Below are 17,608 nucleotides of genomic sequence, written 5' to 3'. Positions count from 1 at the left end.
CTCCGGGCTCACGCCGATGAGGGCAACTGAGACCCCTTTTTCATCATCCAGAGTTCCTGGGTGTCCAGCGCGAGACGTTCTATCACTCCGTCGCTCTCGAGTCTTTCCAGCGCCTCCAGTGTTGTAGCTTCCGGAGGGACGGGCTCTTCCCAATTGATCCAGAAAGAGTGGATTCCCCTGGCCGTATCGACCGAGTGCGGGGCACTCTCGAGCTTTCTGCGGATACAGAGGACGGCGAAATCGACCAGTTGTTTGTTCATCAAGCAAGCTTGTTTTGTGGAGATGCCGCTGCGTGTCATTGAGCGTGCGCGTGCGAGGCACTACTGCATGCCGCAATGTCTTCGAAGCGCCTGTTCTGCAGTTTCTTCGCAATGGATGACTTCATTATTGTCCCCGCCAGCTCGAAACCAGTCATTTTCTTTGGAAACTAACTATTCGCAATAGTGGCATTCCATTCTTTGGAAAGTTTCCGCGGTTTTCAAAGTGGCGGGACGTATCTGCACCAGAGCATGGATATTTTTGTCCTGCCGGTTTCACAGGCACAGACAGATGTCGAGAGCCTTCGACCGGTACGCTTTTTCCGGTATGCAATGCCTTCGCTCAACTGAAAAAAGAGCAGTGCAAATTAGTCCCCCTCACGTTCAGAGGTGAAAAAAATAGTCATACAAATCAATGTGTTAAATGATTTTTGAGGTTGGCATGCCGCTTGCAAAAACAGTGCGGGAAAAATTCCGCCCGCGGCCCTCGTGGCTTGGCGACGTTTCTGCAAGTGCGTGCGGTTTGACTATGAGAGGCTAAAAATGGCTGAAAGTGTTCAAAAATGGCTGGAGCGTAATCGTCCGCCCCGGGTGAAGATCACCTACGAGGTGGAGACTGGCGGCGCCATCGAAAAGCAGGAGCTCCCCTTCATTGTTGGAGTGTTCGCCGACCTGGCCGGCGATCGCGATCCCGACGTGGAATTCCCGCCGTACAAGCAACGGCAAATGGTGCCTATTGACCGGGACCTCTTCAACGACGTCATGAAGACGCAGTTGCCGCGTGTGGCTCTGGGCCACGTTCCGCGTATCCCGTCACCACCCGGTGCAATGCAGATCGGAGCCGTCGAATCGGCCAATCTGTCCGGCGACATTACTTTCAGTTCGCTGGATGCGTTCGACCCGATCGCCGTCGTGCGCGCCATTCCTGACCTCAACAAGCTCTATCGGGTACGCAGCAATATCCGCATGCTGCAGTCGCGGGCGGAGTCGAGCGACCGGCTCAACGACCAGCTGAATCTGTTGATCACCAAAACGCCGGACGGCCAGGCCATGCGCGCACAACTTCAGGTGCTGGCCGGGCCGGACTACCGCAACAGTGTCGTCAAAGCAGACGTGGACAAGGCGCCTGGCGAACTCAAAAAGGCCACATCTTCTTTGTACGACCTGGCCATGGTGATGGGCAAGGCCGATCAGGCGCCCAAGCTCAAGGCTGCCACCGACTGGGGATATGAGACCGTCAACGGCGTGGGCGCGGACGGCAAGCCAGTGGTTGACCCCGATGCAACCCTGGCGCCGCTGCGCAGGCTGCTGGGGGTGTTTGCGACCCCCGACACGCCGGAGAACCTGCAGACAGTGTCGGCCCAGCTGCAGCAACTTACGCAGTGGGATGCCGGCCTGTCCTCCAAAATCCAGCTGGAACGGAATGCGATTGCCAGCAATCTCGGCGCCGACCCCACTGCGACCGCGACGCAGACCAAGCTCGCTGCAGACGCCACAGCGCTATTGGCAGCGCTCGCACCCAAAGACGGCCAGATCGATGCCGACGCGAAAAGGGCTGCTCTGGCTGTGCTCGGCATGCAGCAGACCGATGACAGCGATTCGATTGCGATGCCGGCCGACGCCGCACAAGTGCGCACAGTGGCCGAACAGAAGCATGACGCGGTCAATCGCAGGGTGGCCAACAATATGCTGCTGGTTCTCAGCGGCGCTACCGACACGCCTGACCCGAAAGCAAAGCCGGTGCCTCCGACAAAAAAACAAGCCAGGCAGAACATTGATACGGTCTTCGCTCTCATGGATGCGGCTGGCCTGAAAACCGACGAGGACAGGCAGAAATTCCTCGGCCCGATCGGTTTCTTTGCGACGGATGTGCTGGCGCGGCTCGATGCTCCAGGTTCCACCTATGCGCCGGTGGCTGCGATAACTGCGATTGACTCGCACATTTCCGACATCGACGGCTGGTTGAGCAGGCAATTGAGCGTGATCATGCATGCGCCGAAGTTCCAGGAGGTCGAAGCGACCTGGCGCGGCTTGCACTATTTCGTGTCAAACACCGAAACCGGCAAGATGCTCAAGCTCAGTGTCTTCAACGCCACCAGGGACGAGCTGCTGGACGATATGGAGAAGGCGGTCGACAAGGACCAAAGCAAACTCTTCAAAATGATCTACGAAGACCAGTACGGCACCTTCGGTGGTTTGCCCTACAGTCTTCTGATCGGCGGCTACGAGGTGGGGCGCAGCGCCAAGGATATCGAATTCCTGCGCAAGATCGCGGAAGTTGCGGCCTCCGCCCATGCGCCATACATCACCGCGGCCTCGGCGTCGCTGTTCGGGCTCGACAGCTTTCGCGACCTCGCCAAGCCCCGTGACCTGGAAAAAATCTTTGAAAGCATTGAGCTGGCCGGCTGGCAGGAGTTCCGCGAAAGCGAGGACTCCCGCTATGTGACGCTGGTGATGCCGCATGTGCTGCTGCGCCTGCCTTACGGCAAGAACAGCTGGCCGGTTGACGGCATGGATTTCGAGGAGACCGTCGGGCCTTCCAGCAGTTCACCCGATAGCGGCAGCTTCCTCTGGGGCAATGCGGCCTACATGCTGGCGCAGCGCGTGACCAACGCGTTCTCCAGGTACAACTGGACGGCAGCGATACGCGGGGTCGAAGGTGGTGGACTGGTTGAGGACCTGCCGACCTACAGCTACCGCACCGATTCCGGGGCCGAGGAGCTGTTTTGCCCGACTGAAGTGTCCATCACCGACCGGCGCGAAAAGGAGCTCAACGATCTGGGCTTCATCTCGCTATGCCATTGCAAGGGCAAGGGACAAGCTGCTTTCTTTGGCGGGCAGACCAGCAACCAGCCGAAGAAGTATTTTTCCGACAGCGCCAATGCCAACGCACAGATTTCCGCGCTGCTGCCCTACATGCTCGCGGCCTCGCGCTTCGCGCATTACATCAAGGTCATCATGCGCGCCAAGATAGGCAGCTTCCTGACGCGCGGCAATGTAGAGGCCTACCTCAACACCTGGATATCGAACTACGTGTTGCTCGATGAGAACGCCTCTCAGGATGCCAAGGCGAGTTTTCCCCTGAGCCAGGCGAACGTGATCGTGAAGGACGTGCCGGGCGCCGTGGGTTCCTACAACGCGGTGGTCTTCCTCAGGCCGCACTTCCAGCTTGAGGAATTGACGACTTCGATCCGCCTTGTGGCGAATCTGCCGAAGTGACGCATTCACTTCCCACCCAACATAGACCAACGAAAGACAAGCCATGGATCTGATACTGCTACAACCCGGCGACACTTCTGTGTTCCCCACAACAAGCAATGACTGGGCCACGGGCGGCAGCCTGATTTCGACCGGTGCCGACTGGACCGCCAACGAGGAGCTCAAGCTCGGCCAATGCATCGAACTGGTGTCAGTGCACCAGGGTATGAAGCAGCAGGTGACGACGGACGTCAGCAATTCGGCACGCACCTCTGGCAGGCCGGTGATCACGGAGTTCACCTGCGTCAAATATGTCGACAAGACTTCGGTCAAGCTCTACGACTTCTGTTTGCGCGCGAAATCGCTGGGCGACAAAGCCAAACCCTCGTACATCTACATCCTGCGCAACTCGGGCGACAAGGTCGGCAACATCATTACCTTCATGCTGCGCGACGCGCTCATCAGCGAAATTCAATTCCAGTCACATCCTGACGACATGCCGACCGAGCAGTTCAAGCTCAACTTCACAGAGATCGTCTGGACCTACGCAGTGCAGACACCGGACATGCAGGTCAAGGGGAACGTCACTGCCGGCTGGAGCCTGGCGCAGAACAGGCCTTTGACGGCGTTCACTTGAGCCTCGTTGCGGCCCTGCGGGGGACGTGACTTTCGTTGTTTTTTGAGATGGCGTGCCGTTATTGCGGCGCGCCGGCCCAAGGGGATAAACATGCAGTTCTTGCTTGAGCGCCTGGAGTTTGCAGGTGCGGTGCCGGCGCAAAGCGGCCAGAGCTTCAATCTGCGCGATGCCGTGCGGCTGCAGATTCAGCGTCTGGTCAGCTCGCACGTGTGGGCTGGTTCGACCGGTCTGGAGCTCATGCGCGTCGGCCTGCCTTCCCTGACCGGCGCCGGTTATGCCCAGAAAGATGACATACAGCGCTATTCGCTGGGCATCCGCGACATGATCGTGCGTCACGAACCCCGGCTGACGGGCGTACGTGTGACTGTTGAAGAAACGCGCAGTTCCGTCATGCCTTTCCAGGTAGTCGTCACCGGCAAGCTCGCCGACCAGCCGCTGACAGAGACCTTCAGCTTCGGGTTGCCGCGCCGCTAGGCGCTTCCAGGCCATGCAAGTCTACGGAACTCAACTCAAGGACTACTACCGGCGTGAACTGGCAGGGCTGCGCAACGACGCTGCCTCATTTGCGCAGGCCTATCCGACAGAGGCGCAGGCACTCAAACTCGATCGCACCGGCTCGCACGATCCTCACGTGGAAATGCTGCTGCAGTCCTTTGCTTTTCTGACCGGCCGTGTGCAATATGAGTCCGAAGTCAGCAAGGCGCTGATCCCGAACGTACTCCTCGGTTATCTTTATCCGCACCTGGCGGCACCCGTGCCGTCCATGTTGATTGCTCAGGTCCGCGTCAAGCCGGACGACGCGGCCGGCGCGGTTCTGGAGCGTGGGCGGCAGGCCAGTGTGACGGCCGAGGACGCCCGGGGCCGGAAAAGCGTCTGCCGCTTTACGACAACCTGCGACTTGCCTTTGGTGCCGCTGGGCGTTGTCGAGATTGACATGCTGCAGGCGGGAGATTTTCCGGTCGGGTTGAGTGACGAACGTTGCCTGTCGGTGCTGCGTGTGCGGGTGCGCAGCCTGGGTATCGACCCGGTGAAGGCGCTCAAGAAAACCCGGTTGCGCTTTTACATCGACACCAGCCAAAAAGACGCCTGGTATTTGCAGGAGATGCTGGGCCTGCACCTGCACGCCGTTGACATCTCACAGATTGGTGGTGAACCACTGCCCGGCGCAAGCCAGAGCGCCGTGCACTGGCTCGGGTTTGAGGACGAAGAGGCCGCTCTTCCGGTCCGAAGCAACATGCATCCCGGACACCGGCTTCTTCAGGAATATTTCTCCTTTCCGGAAAAATTCATGTTTTTCGAAACCGGCGAGTTTGACCTCGCTCCGTTTGAGAATGGTTTTGACCTGTTGTTCCAGTTTGACGTGGCTTCCCATAAGGATCGCCAGCTCTCGTCACGTTCGCTCAAGCTCAACTGCGTCCCGATGGTGAACCTCTATCGTCAGCGCATGGAGCCCCTGGCGCTTGACCACACGCAGTACGAATATCAGCTAACCGCAGACGTGCAGAACCGCCAAAACTGCGAAATTTACAGCATTGAGGAGCTGGTTTCCATTAGCGCCGACGGCAGCCAACGCAAGCTGGCGCCGTACTTCGAACTTGGAAACGCGCAGACGCGTGGCACCGATGACTATTTCTATGTCATGCGGCGCGAAGAAAACCAGCTTGGCGGTATTGCCGGTACCGAGGTGTTCATATCTTTTCTGGACGTCCGGCAGCAGATGGCACTGCCGCCGGCAGAAGTTGTTGGCGGGCGGGTGCTTTGCACCAATCGCAAGCTGGCAGAACAGCTGCTGGTCAAGCAACCCCTGCAGCTCGAAGGGGCGGGGCCGATCACGGTACTCGAAGTGATAAGCCGGCCTTCGCGTCACATCACCCCGGCACTGATTGGGCGACGTCCCTGGTCGCTGGTGTCCCAGCTCGGCATGAGCCACTTGTCGATGGCAGAGGGGCCGCAGGCGCTCGCTGCATTCAAAAGCATGCTGCGCGACCACATCGACCCTCTGCAGACGCAGGCTTTCCGCAGCATTGAAGGAATTCAGGCGCTGCAATGTCGGCCCGGCATGCGCTACACGATACGCGATGGAGTGCGGGGCTATGTGCAATGCCTCTATATCACCCTCACGCTGAATCGAAAACAGTTCGAGTCGACCAGCATGCTGCTATTTGCGTCGGTGCTGCGCTATTTTCTTGCGCTCTACTCGACAGTCAACAACATGGTCTGCGTAAGCCTGGAAACCACTGACGAGAAAGGAGTACTCAAAAGATGGCCGCCAATGGTTGGGGCCCAGATCGTTCTTTGAGCCGCCGGCTCGAGCAGCGTTTTGGGGAGTTCAATTTCCTGCAGATGATCCGTCTGTGGCTGCGCCAGCCGGATGATCGTGCCGGCGAGTCAGGCCAGACCGTGCGTTTCGAGGCTGACCTTGATGCGGGCTTTCCCGCGCGCGCGGCGAGCGCCGTGCGCGTGCAGGCCATTGCATCCGGGTCGTCTGCGGTTCCGGCGTTGATCGAAGCTGAAGGCGATCTGCATGACCGGCCCCAAATGCTGGCGATCACCACCCCGGACTTCTGTGTTGGCAGTGCGCTCGGTCCCTTGCCCGAACCTTTTCTCGAGTGGATGCGCGAGCTGGATCGTGCAGGAAAATCCGCGACACGCGCATTTCTCGACATTTTCAATAACCGGCTAAATCTGCTGCGTTATGAAACCCGAGCCGGCTTTGAGCCTGGGCTGAACAACGAGCTGCCAGAGCGCAGCCAGCTCGCCGAATACCTTGGCGCGCTGATGGGGGTGGACAACGCCGAGCAGGCCGGGCAAATCCCGATGCCCCAGCGCCAGTGGCTCGGCATCGGGGACTTGCTGGCGAACGGCCGGCGGTCGGCAGCCGGGCTGGTTCAGGTGCTCTCGGTGCAGCTTGGGTTTCCTGTGAGGTTGCAGCCGCTGGTAGGCGCATGGCGTGCAATCGATCCGGACGATCAGCACCGTTTGGGCCGCAGTGGCCACCGGCTTGGCGTTGACATGCTGCTTGGTCGCAGCACTTGGGATCAGCAGTCGCGCATCCGGCTGACCGCGGGCCCTGTCTCTTATTCCCAACTGGAGGCACTGCTGCCACCGCTGAAAAAAGACACAGAGCCAAAGCGTTCGCTGCGTCAATGGCAACGCCTGCAGCGCCAGGTCGATATCGGCAGTGAAGCGGCTGCCGTGCGCAACTCGTATGAGGAACTGCAAGGCTTGCTACGGCTGATGCTTGACCGTCGCCACGATGCCGAGATCGAACTTTCGGTGCTTGCAGCAGAGGTGCCGCTGGCGCGGCTGGTATCGACTCAGGCCTCCGGCTTCTCCGGTATGCGCCTGGGCTTTAACGCATGGCTGAAGTCGCGGCCGACGGATAGCGCCGCTGGCATTTCGGGTGTTTGCGTTGCGCGCTTTCTGGTGCCTGCCTATGAGTCGGGAGCCATGACATGAACGACCGCGTCACTGGTATGACGACCGCGCTGGCCCTGCTGTCGCCGGCGCCTGTCGTCTACTTGCATGTCGCGCTGTTCCTGGAGACGGGCGTCATCCTGGGTGACGGTAGCTTTCGGCTGGTCAGCTTTAAAGGGCAGGAAAGCATTTCTGACCATTTTGAGTACGAACTGGAGTTGCACGGAAACTCGGACCCCGAGAGTGGCCTTGAGCTGGCCTTTGATGACCTGCTCGGGCGGCCGGTCACTGTGGGGGTTCACTACCCGGTATTGGACGGCCAGCAGCAGCCGACGCGCGAAGAAGCCAACGAGTGGTTTGACCAGGCCGTACACGGCCAGGACGAAGGCGTGCGGTTGTCCCTGTTCAATGGCATCGTCGCATCCTTCTCAATGGAGCAGCCAGGCGTCTATCGCGCGACCATGCGGCCGGCCCTTTGGAAGCTTACGCTTACGAACAACTACTGCATCCATCGCCAGCTGAATGTGCGTGATGCAATTGCGGGCGTCCTGCGCAAGCACAACATTGATTTTTCGGTCGCGGCGCTGGTTGGCTCAGGCAATCTGGCAGTCGCGAGGCAGCAGGACTGGCTGCAGGCCGGTGAAACCGACTACGAGTTCGTGCGGCGGCTCATGTCGAAAGCGCATATTTATTATTTCTACGTGACCACCGGCACAAGCCACACAGTGGTGTTCGCCAACCGGCCTGTTTACCCGGAAGCCCTGCCTGATGGCAAGCCGCTACGCTACTGCGGCACCCAGGAAGATACTCTCGGCCTGGTGCAGCCCGACATGATCGGTGACTACCGGTTTCAGCAGAGCCTGGCCAGCAGCGCGGTGACCTCGGTGTTCACGCGCGAGGAGGCGGCCTGGGAGTCGGACGCAGTGGCCGGGTTCCAGAGCTTTCATGCACAGACCAAGCCGGCGCCTGGCGCCTTGCCATTCAACCAATACCAGATATACCAGTACGGCTGCAGCGACATTGAGGTCGATCACTATGCCCATGCAACGCAGGACACCCTGGATACGGGTAGCCGGCAATTCAGCGGTTCGAGCTATTGCCCCTACCTGCATTGCGGCCACCGATTCTCGGTGACGCAGGAAGTTCGGTCAGGGCAATGGCCGTTGCAGGTCAGACCTCAGCTGGAGGGAAGGAGCTTTGTCGCGACGCAGGTTCAGCATGAGGCAACGCTCGACGGCAGCTACAGCAACAAGTTCCAGGCGACAGACGCCCAGGGACTGGTCACGCCATTCTCCATCCAGGAAACCCAGCAAGGCAGCGTGCTCGCCAGTGTCGTTTCGGGTGGGAACCAGGGTGTCGCGCCGGTGGGTTGGCGCTATATGCAGAAGGACAACTTTGACCCGGAGACCAGCCGCATTGTCGACAGCGAGGGCATTTCTCCGGTGCTTGAGGCGCAGGGTGTCTATGTGCGGTTCTCGACAGGCCAGGATATCTTTTCACCGGATGGTGCCGACCCGGCGGAGCCGGTCTGGGTCAAACTGGCGGCGCACATGCAGACCGTGCCGGAGATCGGTACGACCGTCATCATTACGCGCGCGCAGGATCAATCCGAGCTGCCTGAAATCCAGAGCATCATCCAGGCTAATGGCACCAAGGTCATCATGCCGTCAGGCTGGACGGCCAATACCAACGTTGGCAGCAGCTATTCGACGGCCTACGGCGACGGCAAGAGCATCCGTTTCGGTTTGCACTCCGATGCCGACCTGGACAACGCGGTTGCCATCGTTAGCCAGCAATACGACAGTGGAAAGTTCCGCGAATCGTCGTATTCGCAGGGTGCCAGCTATGGCTATTCGACCTCCGAAGACGGCGCGAACGGTCTGTTGAGCCAGTCAGACTCCTTCGGTTCGACCTACAGCACGCATAAGGGAGCGGAAAGCTGGAGCAGCACCGAGTTTGGTACGACCACCAACCACTCGCTTGTGACCGGCGACGCCACCAACACCAGTACAAATCAGGGCACGATCAGTAACACGACGTCGCAAAACGTCGTGTTCAATACAACCACCACCGCGAGCCAAACCAGCGAGTCGTTCACGGTCAGCAGCGTCAACCTCGACGTAACCGGCCAGCACATCTCGACCTCGGCGGTCGGCATGGCTGTCAGCGCAAGCGCGACCGGGGTGCGGCTGTCGGGCTCGATGGAGGGAATGAGCAGCAGCAGCAGCATGGTTGGTCTCAGCGACAGTGACTCGGTTGTTGGCATGAGCATGCAGACCAGCGCGACGGGTTCGAGCAGCAACGTTGCGGTGACGCTTGCTTCGGATCATGTCTCGATGACGCTGGTCGATACGGGCACCAATCTGGTTGGCGTCAGCAGCAGCACATCTCTGACCGGTGCCAGTACGGCGATGAACCTGGTTGGCGCTCACAACGAGGTCAGCCTGACCGGCCTGTCCAGCCGGGTCAGCCTCACGGGCCAGAGCAACAGTGTTTCAGTTCTGGGGTCGAGTACTGACATCTCGCTGTCGGGCGACACCACGGCGATCTCGATGAAAGGCGCATCAACCTCGATTGAAATGACCGGGGCCGGCATCCTGGTGCAGCTCACCGCGTTGCAGGCGACGATGCAGATCACGGGCCTGAGCCTGACGATCACCGAGCTGAAAATCTATCTCTAGGCCGCCATGAAGATCATCAAGCCCTTGAGCCTAGGCCTGCTCTACAAGACATACCGGCAATCCGGCATAAACCGCCTGGTGGTGACGGCGCTGGGTTTTTTTCCGCTGGGTGAAGTCAGGCCGCAGCGCTTTCTCATGGAGGGCCCGCAATGGGCACGGGTACTGGCCGCATTGCCGGCGGGACAGGCGCTGGACGAGGCGATGCCCAAGACCGGGGCTGAAGCCCTGGTGCTGGGTCGCGCTTGCGCACCGGGAAATCGTCCGGTGAAACGTATGGAAGCGCGGCTGCAAGTCGGTCCTATCAACAAGCGTCTGGCGGTTTTTGGCGACAGGCAATGGCGCTATGGCGTCTTGCCGCTCTTTGGCATCTCGCAGCCTGCGGAATTTGTACACATGCCGCTTGATTTCGCACATGCCTTCGGTGGTCCGGGCTGCGAAGACAATCCGGTTGGCTGTGGCCATGACGGCAACCGGTTCGCCGCAATAGCCGGTGCGAACGAAGGGGTCATGCCGAACGTCGAGTACGCCGCCCAGCCCGTCGACTGCCATGGGCGTCGCTATCCCCCTGCCGGACTTGGACCCATGCCTATCGATTGGGCGCCTCGCAAGCGCTATGCCGGCACTTACGATGAACGCTGGCTGCGCGAGGATTATCCCGGCTTGCCGCGAGATCTTGACTGGCGGCTTTATAACCAGGCAGCGGCCGACCAGCGCATCGCGAATCCTTTCGCGGGCGGCGAAGCCTACCTGTTACAGGGGATGCATCCACAGATTGAGGCCATCCGGGGCGCACTGCCTGAGCAGCGCGTCAAGGCTTTCGCGCTCAAAAAAGACGCTTCTCCCGCTTCGCTGGCTGAAATCGGGCTGCGCATGGACACGGTCTGGTTCCTCCCCGAGCAGCAACTCGGTGTTGCGGCCTGGCGAGGCGAGATTCAGGTCGCTGACAGCGATGCACTGGACATTGGGGTATTGATGCTGGCTTACGAAGGCGCGACCGAGGCGCCGCGTACCTTGAACCATTACGCGGAAGTGCTCACGCTGCGCCTGGACCCCAAGACTGCACCGTTGCATGCACTCAACGAGTCGCAGCTCGCGCCGCGGCTCGATCCTGCCGATCCCGCGCTGGCTGCCACCGAAGCCGAGGCGGCACTGAAAAAACGCCAGGACGTGCTTGACGAAGTGACGCGCGAATTTTGGCAGCAAAGCGGCATGAAGCCGCCCGCGGGCTACGAGCCGCCAAAAGCCGGGCCGCCCCTGCTCCAGACACCGTCGGCGAAGGCCCTGGCCGATGGCGACATGGACTTGACCGGCCTGATGCACAGCGTCGAAAAGCTGGTGGCCAGCACCCGCGAAAACGCGGCCGCACAGCAGGCAGCATTTACTCACCAGCTAGCAGAGCTGCAGGTGTTGACGGGGCAGACGGATGCTCCCGCCGGGGAGCATGGAAATGCCCCGGAGTCCGCGCCGCTCTGGACGGAAGTGTTGCAGCGCGCCGATGGTACGGCGACGCGAGAGGCCCTGGCGCCGCTCGCGCTGGCCGCGACGCCATCCCAACATGCCGACCTTATGGCTGCCGCGCAACTCAAGAGCAAAGCCCGCCATGCGTCTCCCGTCCCGCTGTCGCCCGCGCAGGCGCTGTCGCCCGCTGTCGCGTCGCTATTGGGGGCGCAAGTGCTGACCTGGGCGAAGGCCGGAGAAAAGCTTGCCGGCCGCGACCTTGCCGGCGCGGACCTGCGCGGTGCTGCACTTGCGGGCCTTGACCTTGGCGGATGCATGCTGGAGTACGCCGACCTCAGCGGTGCGGACCTGCGCGGCTGCAACCTGCGCCGCGCTGTGCTGACTCAGGCGCGGCTCGATGGCGCACTACTTGATGAGGCCGACCTTGATGAGGCCAATCTCTGCAGCAGCCATGCATGCGGGGCGAGTTTTCGCGGGGCGAGTCTTTGTTCGGTCCGTGCTTCCAAGGCGAACTGGATGCAAGCTGACGGCCGCGATTGCGACCTGTCAGCTGGTCAACTCGACGATGCAGATCTTTGCGGCGCAAACTTTGATCGCGCGACGCTGGATACAACAATTCTCAACCAGGCCAAATTGGCTGGAAGTAGCTGGTGCGGTGCCTCGTTCAACAAATGCGTTGCCTGGAAGCTGCAGGCCCAGGGGGCCGATTTTTCGGGGTCGCAATGGCAGAGAAGCGCACTGATCGGCTCTGATTTGTCGGCCAGTAAGTGGAGGAAGGCCCGGCTGGTTCAGGTCCAGGGGAATGACAGCGACTGGCGTGGCGCCGACCTGTCCGGACTGCGCGCTGAACGCGGAAGCTGGACGCAAAGCCAGTTGCAGGGTGCACGGCTCGACGGCGCTTTCATCATGGCGTGCGACATGAGTCGGGCTGACCTCAGCGGTGCCAGCCTTGACGGTGCCTGCCTGCCGCGTACTCTCATGATGAAGGCTCAACTGCCCGGTGCGAGTGCCGCGGGCACGGACTTTTACCAGGCGTTGTTGCGAAAAGCTGACTTTGGAAAAGCCGATCTGCGCGACGCCAGCCTGTATGAAGCCGAACTCACTGAGATCTGCCTGGTTGATGCGGACACACGCGGTGTACGCCTGGATGCGCGCAGGAGGCTCGCATGAGCAGAACTTACAGCCAGACCTCCGCCCAGGATTGGGCCGAGATTCAGCGCTTGGTGCGGCTTGGTCGCCCGGTGCGCGGTCAGATGCTGGCCGGGCTTGATGCAAGCGGCCACGACTTCACCGGTGCGGTTTTCAGCGGCTGCCAGCTGGCGGGTTCGCATTGGGCCGGCGCCCAGCTCGAAGGAGCGTCCTTTATAGATTGCGAACTCGGCGCGGCCGACTTTTGCGGTGCCGGGTTGCGCCGGACCGCTTTTTGCCAGAGCCGCCTGGCTGGCAGCGATTGGCGTGGTACGGCCGGCACCATGCTGGCCTTCAGTCAGTGTGACCTCCGCCAAAGTCGTTGGGATGGCGCGAGCCTTGAGAAATCCATGCTGACGAAGTGCGATATCGGCGGCTCTTTCTGGATTGAGGCGCGCTTGCTGCGCAGCGCATTTGCAGATTGCCAGTGGGTCGGCAGCGATTGGCAAGGTGCCGAATTGCAGCAGGTAAGCCTGAACGAAGCACAACTGCAGGAAGCCAGGCTCGCTGGCATGCGAGCCAGCACCAGCCTGTTTATCAAAGCCAACTTCGCCGGGCAGAAACTGGCAGGTGCCAGCTTGTTGCGTTGCACTTTGCAGGGTGCCGATTTTTCAGGTGCCGATCTGAGCCGCGCCAGCATCCGTGAATCGAATTGTGCCGAAGCCCGCTTCAGTGCAACGCTGATGAATGGCATTGACGCGACGCGCTGCCAGTTCGTAAAAGCGAAGTTTGACCGGGTAAATCTTGACGGCGCCCAACTCGAGGGCGCGGTATTGCAAAAAGCCCAACTCAACGGAGTTTCGCTGCGCGGAGCCGGATTGGTGAAAACGATCTGGGATCACAGCAGGCTTGACAGCGTCGTTTTCGCGGGATCGAACTTGCAGTTTGCCCAGTTCGCACATGCGAATGGCCGGGCAATGGATTTCCGGTACTGCAAGCTCGACCGTACGAGTTTTCATTGCGCGGTCTGGACCGGTGCCGATTTCACCGGTGCCAACGTAGCCGCCGCCCTGGGCACCCAGGAGGCGCGTGCTGCTGCCGAAAAACGCTCACTTGAAATGGAAGCCGCATGAAACAGGCAACACAACTGGTCGATCTCCCCGCACGCCACGAAACCATGCAGGGTTGGGGAGAGGCGAGCATAGGCCGGTCGCTCGGACAAGCGCAATGGCGGCTGGCGGACGGCCGGCTTGCGCTGCAAGCGGTTTCCTGCCTGCTCACGCCCCTGCCTGGTGACACGGTGGCCGTGCTGCAAAGTGCTTCAGGCTTGTTCGTGACGCATATTTTGCTGCGCCCGCAGGCGGCAGCGGACACGCCGGGCGCAGGCCGTGCCGAGCTTTCCGTGCCGGGCGCGGAGCTTATGGCGATCACCCAGCCAGCTTTTGAGCTGGCCTGCACCCGTCAAATCGCACTGCGTTGTCTTGGTGACGTCGAACTGACGTCGGCCAGCGGCTCCGTGAGCGTCAATGCAAGGGATTTCCTGGCATCCGTCAGTGAGACCATGGTGCAGTCGGCACGGCATCTCGTAACGCGTGTCGAGCACGGGATCATGCAGGCCTCGGCGCTGCTGCGGCTCCATGGACGGCAGGCGTTGGTCACGGCCGAAGAAGACATCAAGCTCGATGCTGAACGCATCAGCCTGGGATGAGTCATGTTCGCCAACACGAATCTCTGCGTCATCAATTTCGCGTTTCCCGACGTCTGTCTGGTGCCTACGCCGGTGGGGCCGGTGCCCATTCCGTTTCCCAATATCGTCATCACGATCTCGCACATTCCTTCACAAGCCTGCGTGATCATCGGCGGCGGACTCGCTGAAAACCTGGTGACGCAGGGCACGTTGAGCAACGGTGACGAGCCTGGCGTCAACCTGGGCGTGGTTTCGGGCATGGAAATTGGGCCGGACCGATACCTCATGGGTAGCTTCAAGGTCGCGATGGGCGGTGTGTTTGCGACACGGCTGACCAGTGTGGTCGGGCAGAACGGCATGATAGGCAACGCGATCGGCATGTCGATCACACCTTCGCAGGTATGCGTGATGGTGCTGGGATGATCATGCGCATCGCCAACGCTTTTCTCGGCACAGCGGCATTGCTGGCTGTTTCCGGCTGCGGTTTTATCAACTACGCGCTGGGCTACAGCCCTACTACGCCGCTAAAGACGCTGAACATCGTCGCCGAACTCGATGCCAATCAGAATATGGGAACCGAGGTCGACCTGGTGTTTGTCTTCGACAAGAACGCGGCGGCCGTCTTGCCGAAGACCTCACCCGACTGGTTTGCCAATCGCGACGCGCTGCAAGCCGGTCTGGCCAGCGGCATCGCAGTGCTTGGTGTGCAGGTTGTCCCTGGCAGCACGGTCACCAACCAGCCCCTGCCCATTGGTTATGGCAAGGCCGTCTATGTCTACAGCTACGCAAGCTATGTGAGCGCCGGCGGTCAGGCTGTCGCCAACATCACTGCCTACAAATGCGCATTGATCACCCTGCGTAGCACGCAGATCAGCTATACGAGCTGCCTTTCATGATTGGAGACCCCATGCCCGAAACCATTTCAGCGCCTAAAGCCGCCCAGCCCGCAGCGAAGCTGTTCTCAGCTGCGGCCGGTCCGGCCTTGCCCGACAGTGTCCAGTGGATCGAAGGGATGTTGCTGTCACCCCAGCATTTCCAGCAGAGCGATGTTTACTGGCAGGAGCAGTTGAGGTACCGGCTGTCGTGCGTCGCGCCGGATTTCTGGGGGTTGAGCCTGCTGCAGCTGGATATGGTGAAGCTCAAGGCCGGTATCGTCGCAATCAAACGGCTTGAATGCATCATGCCCGACGGCACGCCGGTGGTGTTTCCCGGCTCTTACACCGGAAAAGCGCTCGAACTTGATGTCACCGGGCAGTTGCAGCGCACGCCGGATGGGGTGCGGTTGTCGCTGATCATGCCCGTGCGGGGCAACGCCTCCAATCACTGGAATACGACACCCGCACGCAATGAGGTTGTGCACGGCCTGGTATCACTTGACGAGAACACCCTGACCGGATCGGTGCCGGTCGACCGCCTGCGGCCGGCGATCTCGCTGTCAGCCGAAGTCGCAGCCCCGGCCGGCTACGAGGTGTGCCCCTTGTTCGAGCTGTTCCGGCGCGAAGAAAACAGGCATGTCGAATTCAAGCCCTACCACCCACCCATGCTGTGCTGGCAGGCCGGCGATTTTCTCAAGGCAACCGGCTTGCGGCACCGGCTCCAGCTGCTCAATGAAGCGCTGTGGTTCAAGCTGCGCGAATTGGGCGCCAACCGGGAAAGCGACGGCCCCGAGGACGATGAATTGCAGGGCGCCCATGTCCGCAAGCACCTGGAGATGGCCCGGCGGCTGGCTGCCGTGCTGCCGCAGTTCAGCCTCATCGTGCAGCGCCCCGAGTCGAGCCCGCGCGCGGTCTACGACAGCCTGGCGCTCCTGCTTGGCACGATGGCATCCTTCGGCGCCAATCCCATCCCGCCTGTGCTGGACGCCTATCAGCACGATGACTGTTCGCCGCAGTTCCGGCGTGCGCTGGACTATGTGGTGCGCAAGCTCAGCTATATCAATACCAGTTTCGAGCTGCAGCCGTTTGAACGCCATGCCGACGGCACTTTTACACATGTGTTGCCTCCTGACGCGGGTGAACAACTGCTTGTCGAGCTCAGGCCGCAAGGCGGCCAGGGCCTGGGGGCCGATGGCCGTGCGTCAATGGAGCGCTGGCTGCTTGACGCCTGCATCGCGAGCGAGGCGTTGCTGCCTGCCGCAGCCCGGCTGCGCGTGACTGCAAGGCCACGCCTTTTGACCGCAGAGGAACTTGCGAAGCGCAACCTTCGCTCGGGGGCCGCCTTGTTTGCAGTCGACAACCAGGTGCTGCAGCTCAAGGAGGGCGAGACCAGACTGTTCAGCCCGGGACAAAACCTCGTCATTAGCGGTGACAAGAAGTCGCCAGGAACTCCACCCGCGATGATTCTGCTTTATCGTGCGCGCGCCGCAGGCACGCGGACCTGAAAGACGCAGCCATGCAGCCTGCCGCTTTGCCCGAAATGCCGCTCCTGAGCTGCTTTGCGCAGTTCTATGAGGAGGTTGCGCGCGTGCGGCAGGAAAGCGAACGTGGGTCGCTGCAAGCCTACCTGGGGGTCTCCGGTGCGGCACCGGTCGAGCCGGCCGAACTCGCGGGCCGTGTGAGCCTGCGCCTGGCCGACCTTCTGGCTGGCCAGGCACGCGATATGCGGGCTACCGCGAGTGAGGCGCAGCAACGCGCCTATACGGCAGCCAGCTATGTGATGGTGGTGCTGGCTGACGAGATTTTCATCCTTGAACTCTCGTGGCCGGCACAGGACGCCTGGCTCGAGGTTTTGCTTGAGCACCGGCAGTTCGGTTCGCGCCAGGCTGGGCGACGTTTCTTCGACATGGCGGAGCAGGTGCTGGCTGTGGTGTCCCGATCCAATTTGCATCGCGATCTTGCTGCCTGCTTTCTGCTCGCGCTGCAGCTTGGGTTCAAGGGAATGCACCGGGGGTCGCAGGGCCAGCTGTTCCTGGACACGCTGCGCCAGCGACTGTACCGTTTTGTCAATGGCCGACCGGCAGAGCCTGACGGCAGGCTGTTTGTGCAAGCCTATGAACACACGGTCAAGTCGACTGCCGATGCACGGGTCGCGCCCCTTCGCCCGTGGTGGCGTCTGGCGATGGGTTATGCATTTTGCTTTGTGCTGGTGTCGTCGGCGCTCTGGCTATGGCTGATCCAGCCGCTGGTCAAGGTTGCGGGTGTCTGAG

Annotated in this window: 14 protein-coding genes; 13 read left to right on the top strand and 1 reads right to left on the bottom strand. The window is 60.9% G+C overall.

The window, feature by feature from the left end; all coding sequences use genetic code 11:
- Positions 1 to 8: 8 nt before the first annotated feature.
- Complete coding sequence (locus AC1DYR_RS12950; protein WP_477705448.1) at positions 9 to 260, bottom strand: hypothetical protein; 252 nt, start codon at positions 258 to 260, stop codon at positions 9 to 11.
- Positions 261 to 800: 540 nt separating this feature from the next.
- Between AC1DYR_RS12950 and tssC the strand changes: the two genes are divergently transcribed.
- The 13 genes from tssC to AC1DYR_RS12885 all read left to right on the top strand — a co-directional run bounded on the left by tssC (position 801) and on the right by AC1DYR_RS12885 (position 17,607).
- Positions 801 to 3,476: a type VI secretion system contractile sheath large subunit gene (tssC, locus tag AC1DYR_RS12945; protein ID WP_477705447.1), complete on the top strand. Its 2,676-nt coding sequence runs from the start codon at positions 801 to 803 to the stop codon at positions 3,474 to 3,476.
- Between the two features lie 43 nt (positions 3,477 to 3,519).
- On the top strand, positions 3,520 to 4,092 hold the full coding sequence (locus AC1DYR_RS12940) for an Hcp family type VI secretion system effector (RefSeq protein WP_348049164.1): 573 nt from the start codon (positions 3,520 to 3,522) through the stop codon (positions 4,090 to 4,092).
- A 90-nt stretch (positions 4,093 to 4,182) separates the two neighbouring features.
- Positions 4,183 to 4,566: a GPW/gp25 family protein gene (locus tag AC1DYR_RS12935; RefSeq protein ID WP_477705446.1), complete on the top strand. Its 384-nt coding sequence runs from the start codon at positions 4,183 to 4,185 to the stop codon at positions 4,564 to 4,566.
- A gap of 13 nt (positions 4,567 to 4,579) precedes the next feature.
- Entirely contained in the window at positions 4,580 to 6,391 is a 1,812-nt protein-coding gene (gene tssF / locus AC1DYR_RS12930) for a type VI secretion system baseplate subunit TssF (RefSeq protein ID WP_477705445.1), read from the top strand.
- Positions 6,355 to 7,551: a type VI secretion system baseplate subunit TssG gene (gene tssG, locus AC1DYR_RS12925; protein ID WP_477705444.1), complete on the top strand. Its 1,197-nt coding sequence runs from the start codon at positions 6,355 to 6,357 to the stop codon at positions 7,549 to 7,551. Before tssF ends, tssG begins: the two co-directional genes overlap by 37 nt.
- Entirely contained in the window at positions 7,548 to 10,190 is a 2,643-nt protein-coding gene (locus tag AC1DYR_RS12920) for a contractile injection system protein, VgrG/Pvc8 family (protein WP_477705443.1), read from the top strand. The genes tssG and AC1DYR_RS12920 overlap by 4 nt, the downstream gene beginning before the upstream one ends.
- 6 nt (positions 10,191 to 10,196) lie before the next feature.
- Positions 10,197 to 12,818 (top strand): DUF2169 family type VI secretion system accessory protein, encoded by a 2,622-nt coding sequence (locus AC1DYR_RS12915; protein WP_477705442.1) that lies wholly within the window; start codon positions 10,197 to 10,199, stop codon positions 12,816 to 12,818.
- A gap of 83 nt (positions 12,819 to 12,901) precedes the next feature.
- Positions 12,902 to 13,909, top strand: a complete 1,008-nt coding sequence (locus AC1DYR_RS12910; protein ID WP_477705441.1) for a pentapeptide repeat-containing protein — start codon at positions 12,902 to 12,904, stop codon at positions 13,907 to 13,909.
- Positions 13,906 to 14,484, top strand: a complete 579-nt coding sequence (locus AC1DYR_RS12905; protein WP_477705440.1) for a DUF3540 domain-containing protein — start codon at positions 13,906 to 13,908, stop codon at positions 14,482 to 14,484. The genes AC1DYR_RS12910 and AC1DYR_RS12905 overlap by 4 nt, the downstream gene beginning before the upstream one ends.
- Before the next feature lie 3 nt (positions 14,485 to 14,487).
- Positions 14,488 to 14,886, top strand: a complete 399-nt coding sequence (locus AC1DYR_RS12900; RefSeq protein WP_348049148.1) for a DUF4150 domain-containing protein — start codon at positions 14,488 to 14,490, stop codon at positions 14,884 to 14,886.
- 2 nt (positions 14,887 to 14,888) lie between these two features.
- The gene (locus tag AC1DYR_RS12895; protein ID WP_477705439.1) at positions 14,889 to 15,359 is read left to right on the top strand and encodes a hypothetical protein; all 471 of its coding nucleotides are present in this window, start codon (positions 14,889 to 14,891) and stop codon (positions 15,357 to 15,359) included.
- Between the two features lie 11 nt (positions 15,360 to 15,370).
- Complete coding sequence (gene tssK / locus AC1DYR_RS12890) at positions 15,371 to 16,843, top strand: type VI secretion system baseplate subunit TssK (protein WP_477705438.1); 1,473 nt, start codon at positions 15,371 to 15,373, stop codon at positions 16,841 to 16,843.
- 11 nt (positions 16,844 to 16,854) lie between these two features.
- Positions 16,855 to 17,607 carry a DotU family type IV/VI secretion system protein gene (locus AC1DYR_RS12885; protein ID WP_477705437.1) on the top strand — a complete coding sequence of 251 codons (753 nt, stop codon included), beginning with the start codon at positions 16,855 to 16,857 and terminating at the stop codon, positions 17,605 to 17,607.
- Position 17,608 lies beyond the last annotated feature (1 nt).

It is taken from the genome of Polaromonas sp. P1_F9 (assembly GCF_056405615.1).
Note: the sequence above shows the minus strand (reverse complement) of the source record. Positions and strands in the feature narration are given on the sequence as shown.

What these genes read in the sequence shown, in the direction of transcription:
- AC1DYR_RS12895 (WP_477705439.1), top strand. Translation starts at nt 14,889, where the DNA reads ATGCGCATCGCCAACGCTTTTCTCGGCACAGCGGCATTGCTGGCTGTT.
- AC1DYR_RS12900 (WP_348049148.1), top strand. Translation starts at nt 14,488, where the DNA reads ATGTTCGCCAACACGAATCTCTGCGTCATCAATTTCGCGTTTCCCGAC.
- tssF (WP_477705445.1), top strand. Translation starts at nt 4,580, where the DNA reads ATGCAAGTCTACGGAACTCAACTCAAGGACTACTACCGGCGTGAACTG.
- AC1DYR_RS12885 (WP_477705437.1), top strand. Translation starts at nt 16,855, where the DNA reads ATGCAGCCTGCCGCTTTGCCCGAAATGCCGCTCCTGAGCTGCTTTGCG.
- AC1DYR_RS12940 (WP_348049164.1), top strand. Translation starts at nt 3,520, where the DNA reads ATGGATCTGATACTGCTACAACCCGGCGACACTTCTGTGTTCCCCACA.
- AC1DYR_RS12935 (WP_477705446.1), top strand. Translation starts at nt 4,183, where the DNA reads ATGCAGTTCTTGCTTGAGCGCCTGGAGTTTGCAGGTGCGGTGCCGGCG.
- tssG (WP_477705444.1), top strand. Translation starts at nt 6,355, where the DNA reads ATGGCCGCCAATGGTTGGGGCCCAGATCGTTCTTTGAGCCGCCGGCTC.
- AC1DYR_RS12920 (WP_477705443.1), top strand. Translation starts at nt 7,548, where the DNA reads ATGAACGACCGCGTCACTGGTATGACGACCGCGCTGGCCCTGCTGTCG.
- tssK (WP_477705438.1), top strand. Translation starts at nt 15,371, where the DNA reads ATGCCCGAAACCATTTCAGCGCCTAAAGCCGCCCAGCCCGCAGCGAAG.
- tssC (WP_477705447.1), top strand. Translation starts at nt 801, where the DNA reads ATGGCTGAAAGTGTTCAAAAATGGCTGGAGCGTAATCGTCCGCCCCGG.
- AC1DYR_RS12915 (WP_477705442.1), top strand. Translation starts at nt 10,197, where the DNA reads ATGAAGATCATCAAGCCCTTGAGCCTAGGCCTGCTCTACAAGACATAC.
- AC1DYR_RS12910 (WP_477705441.1), top strand. Translation starts at nt 12,902, where the DNA reads ATGCTGGCCGGGCTTGATGCAAGCGGCCACGACTTCACCGGTGCGGTT.
- AC1DYR_RS12950 (WP_477705448.1), bottom strand. Translation starts at nt 260, where the DNA reads ATGAACAAACAACTGGTCGATTTCGCCGTCCTCTGTATCCGCAGAAAG.
- AC1DYR_RS12905 (WP_477705440.1), top strand. Translation starts at nt 13,906, where the DNA reads ATGAAACAGGCAACACAACTGGTCGATCTCCCCGCACGCCACGAAACC.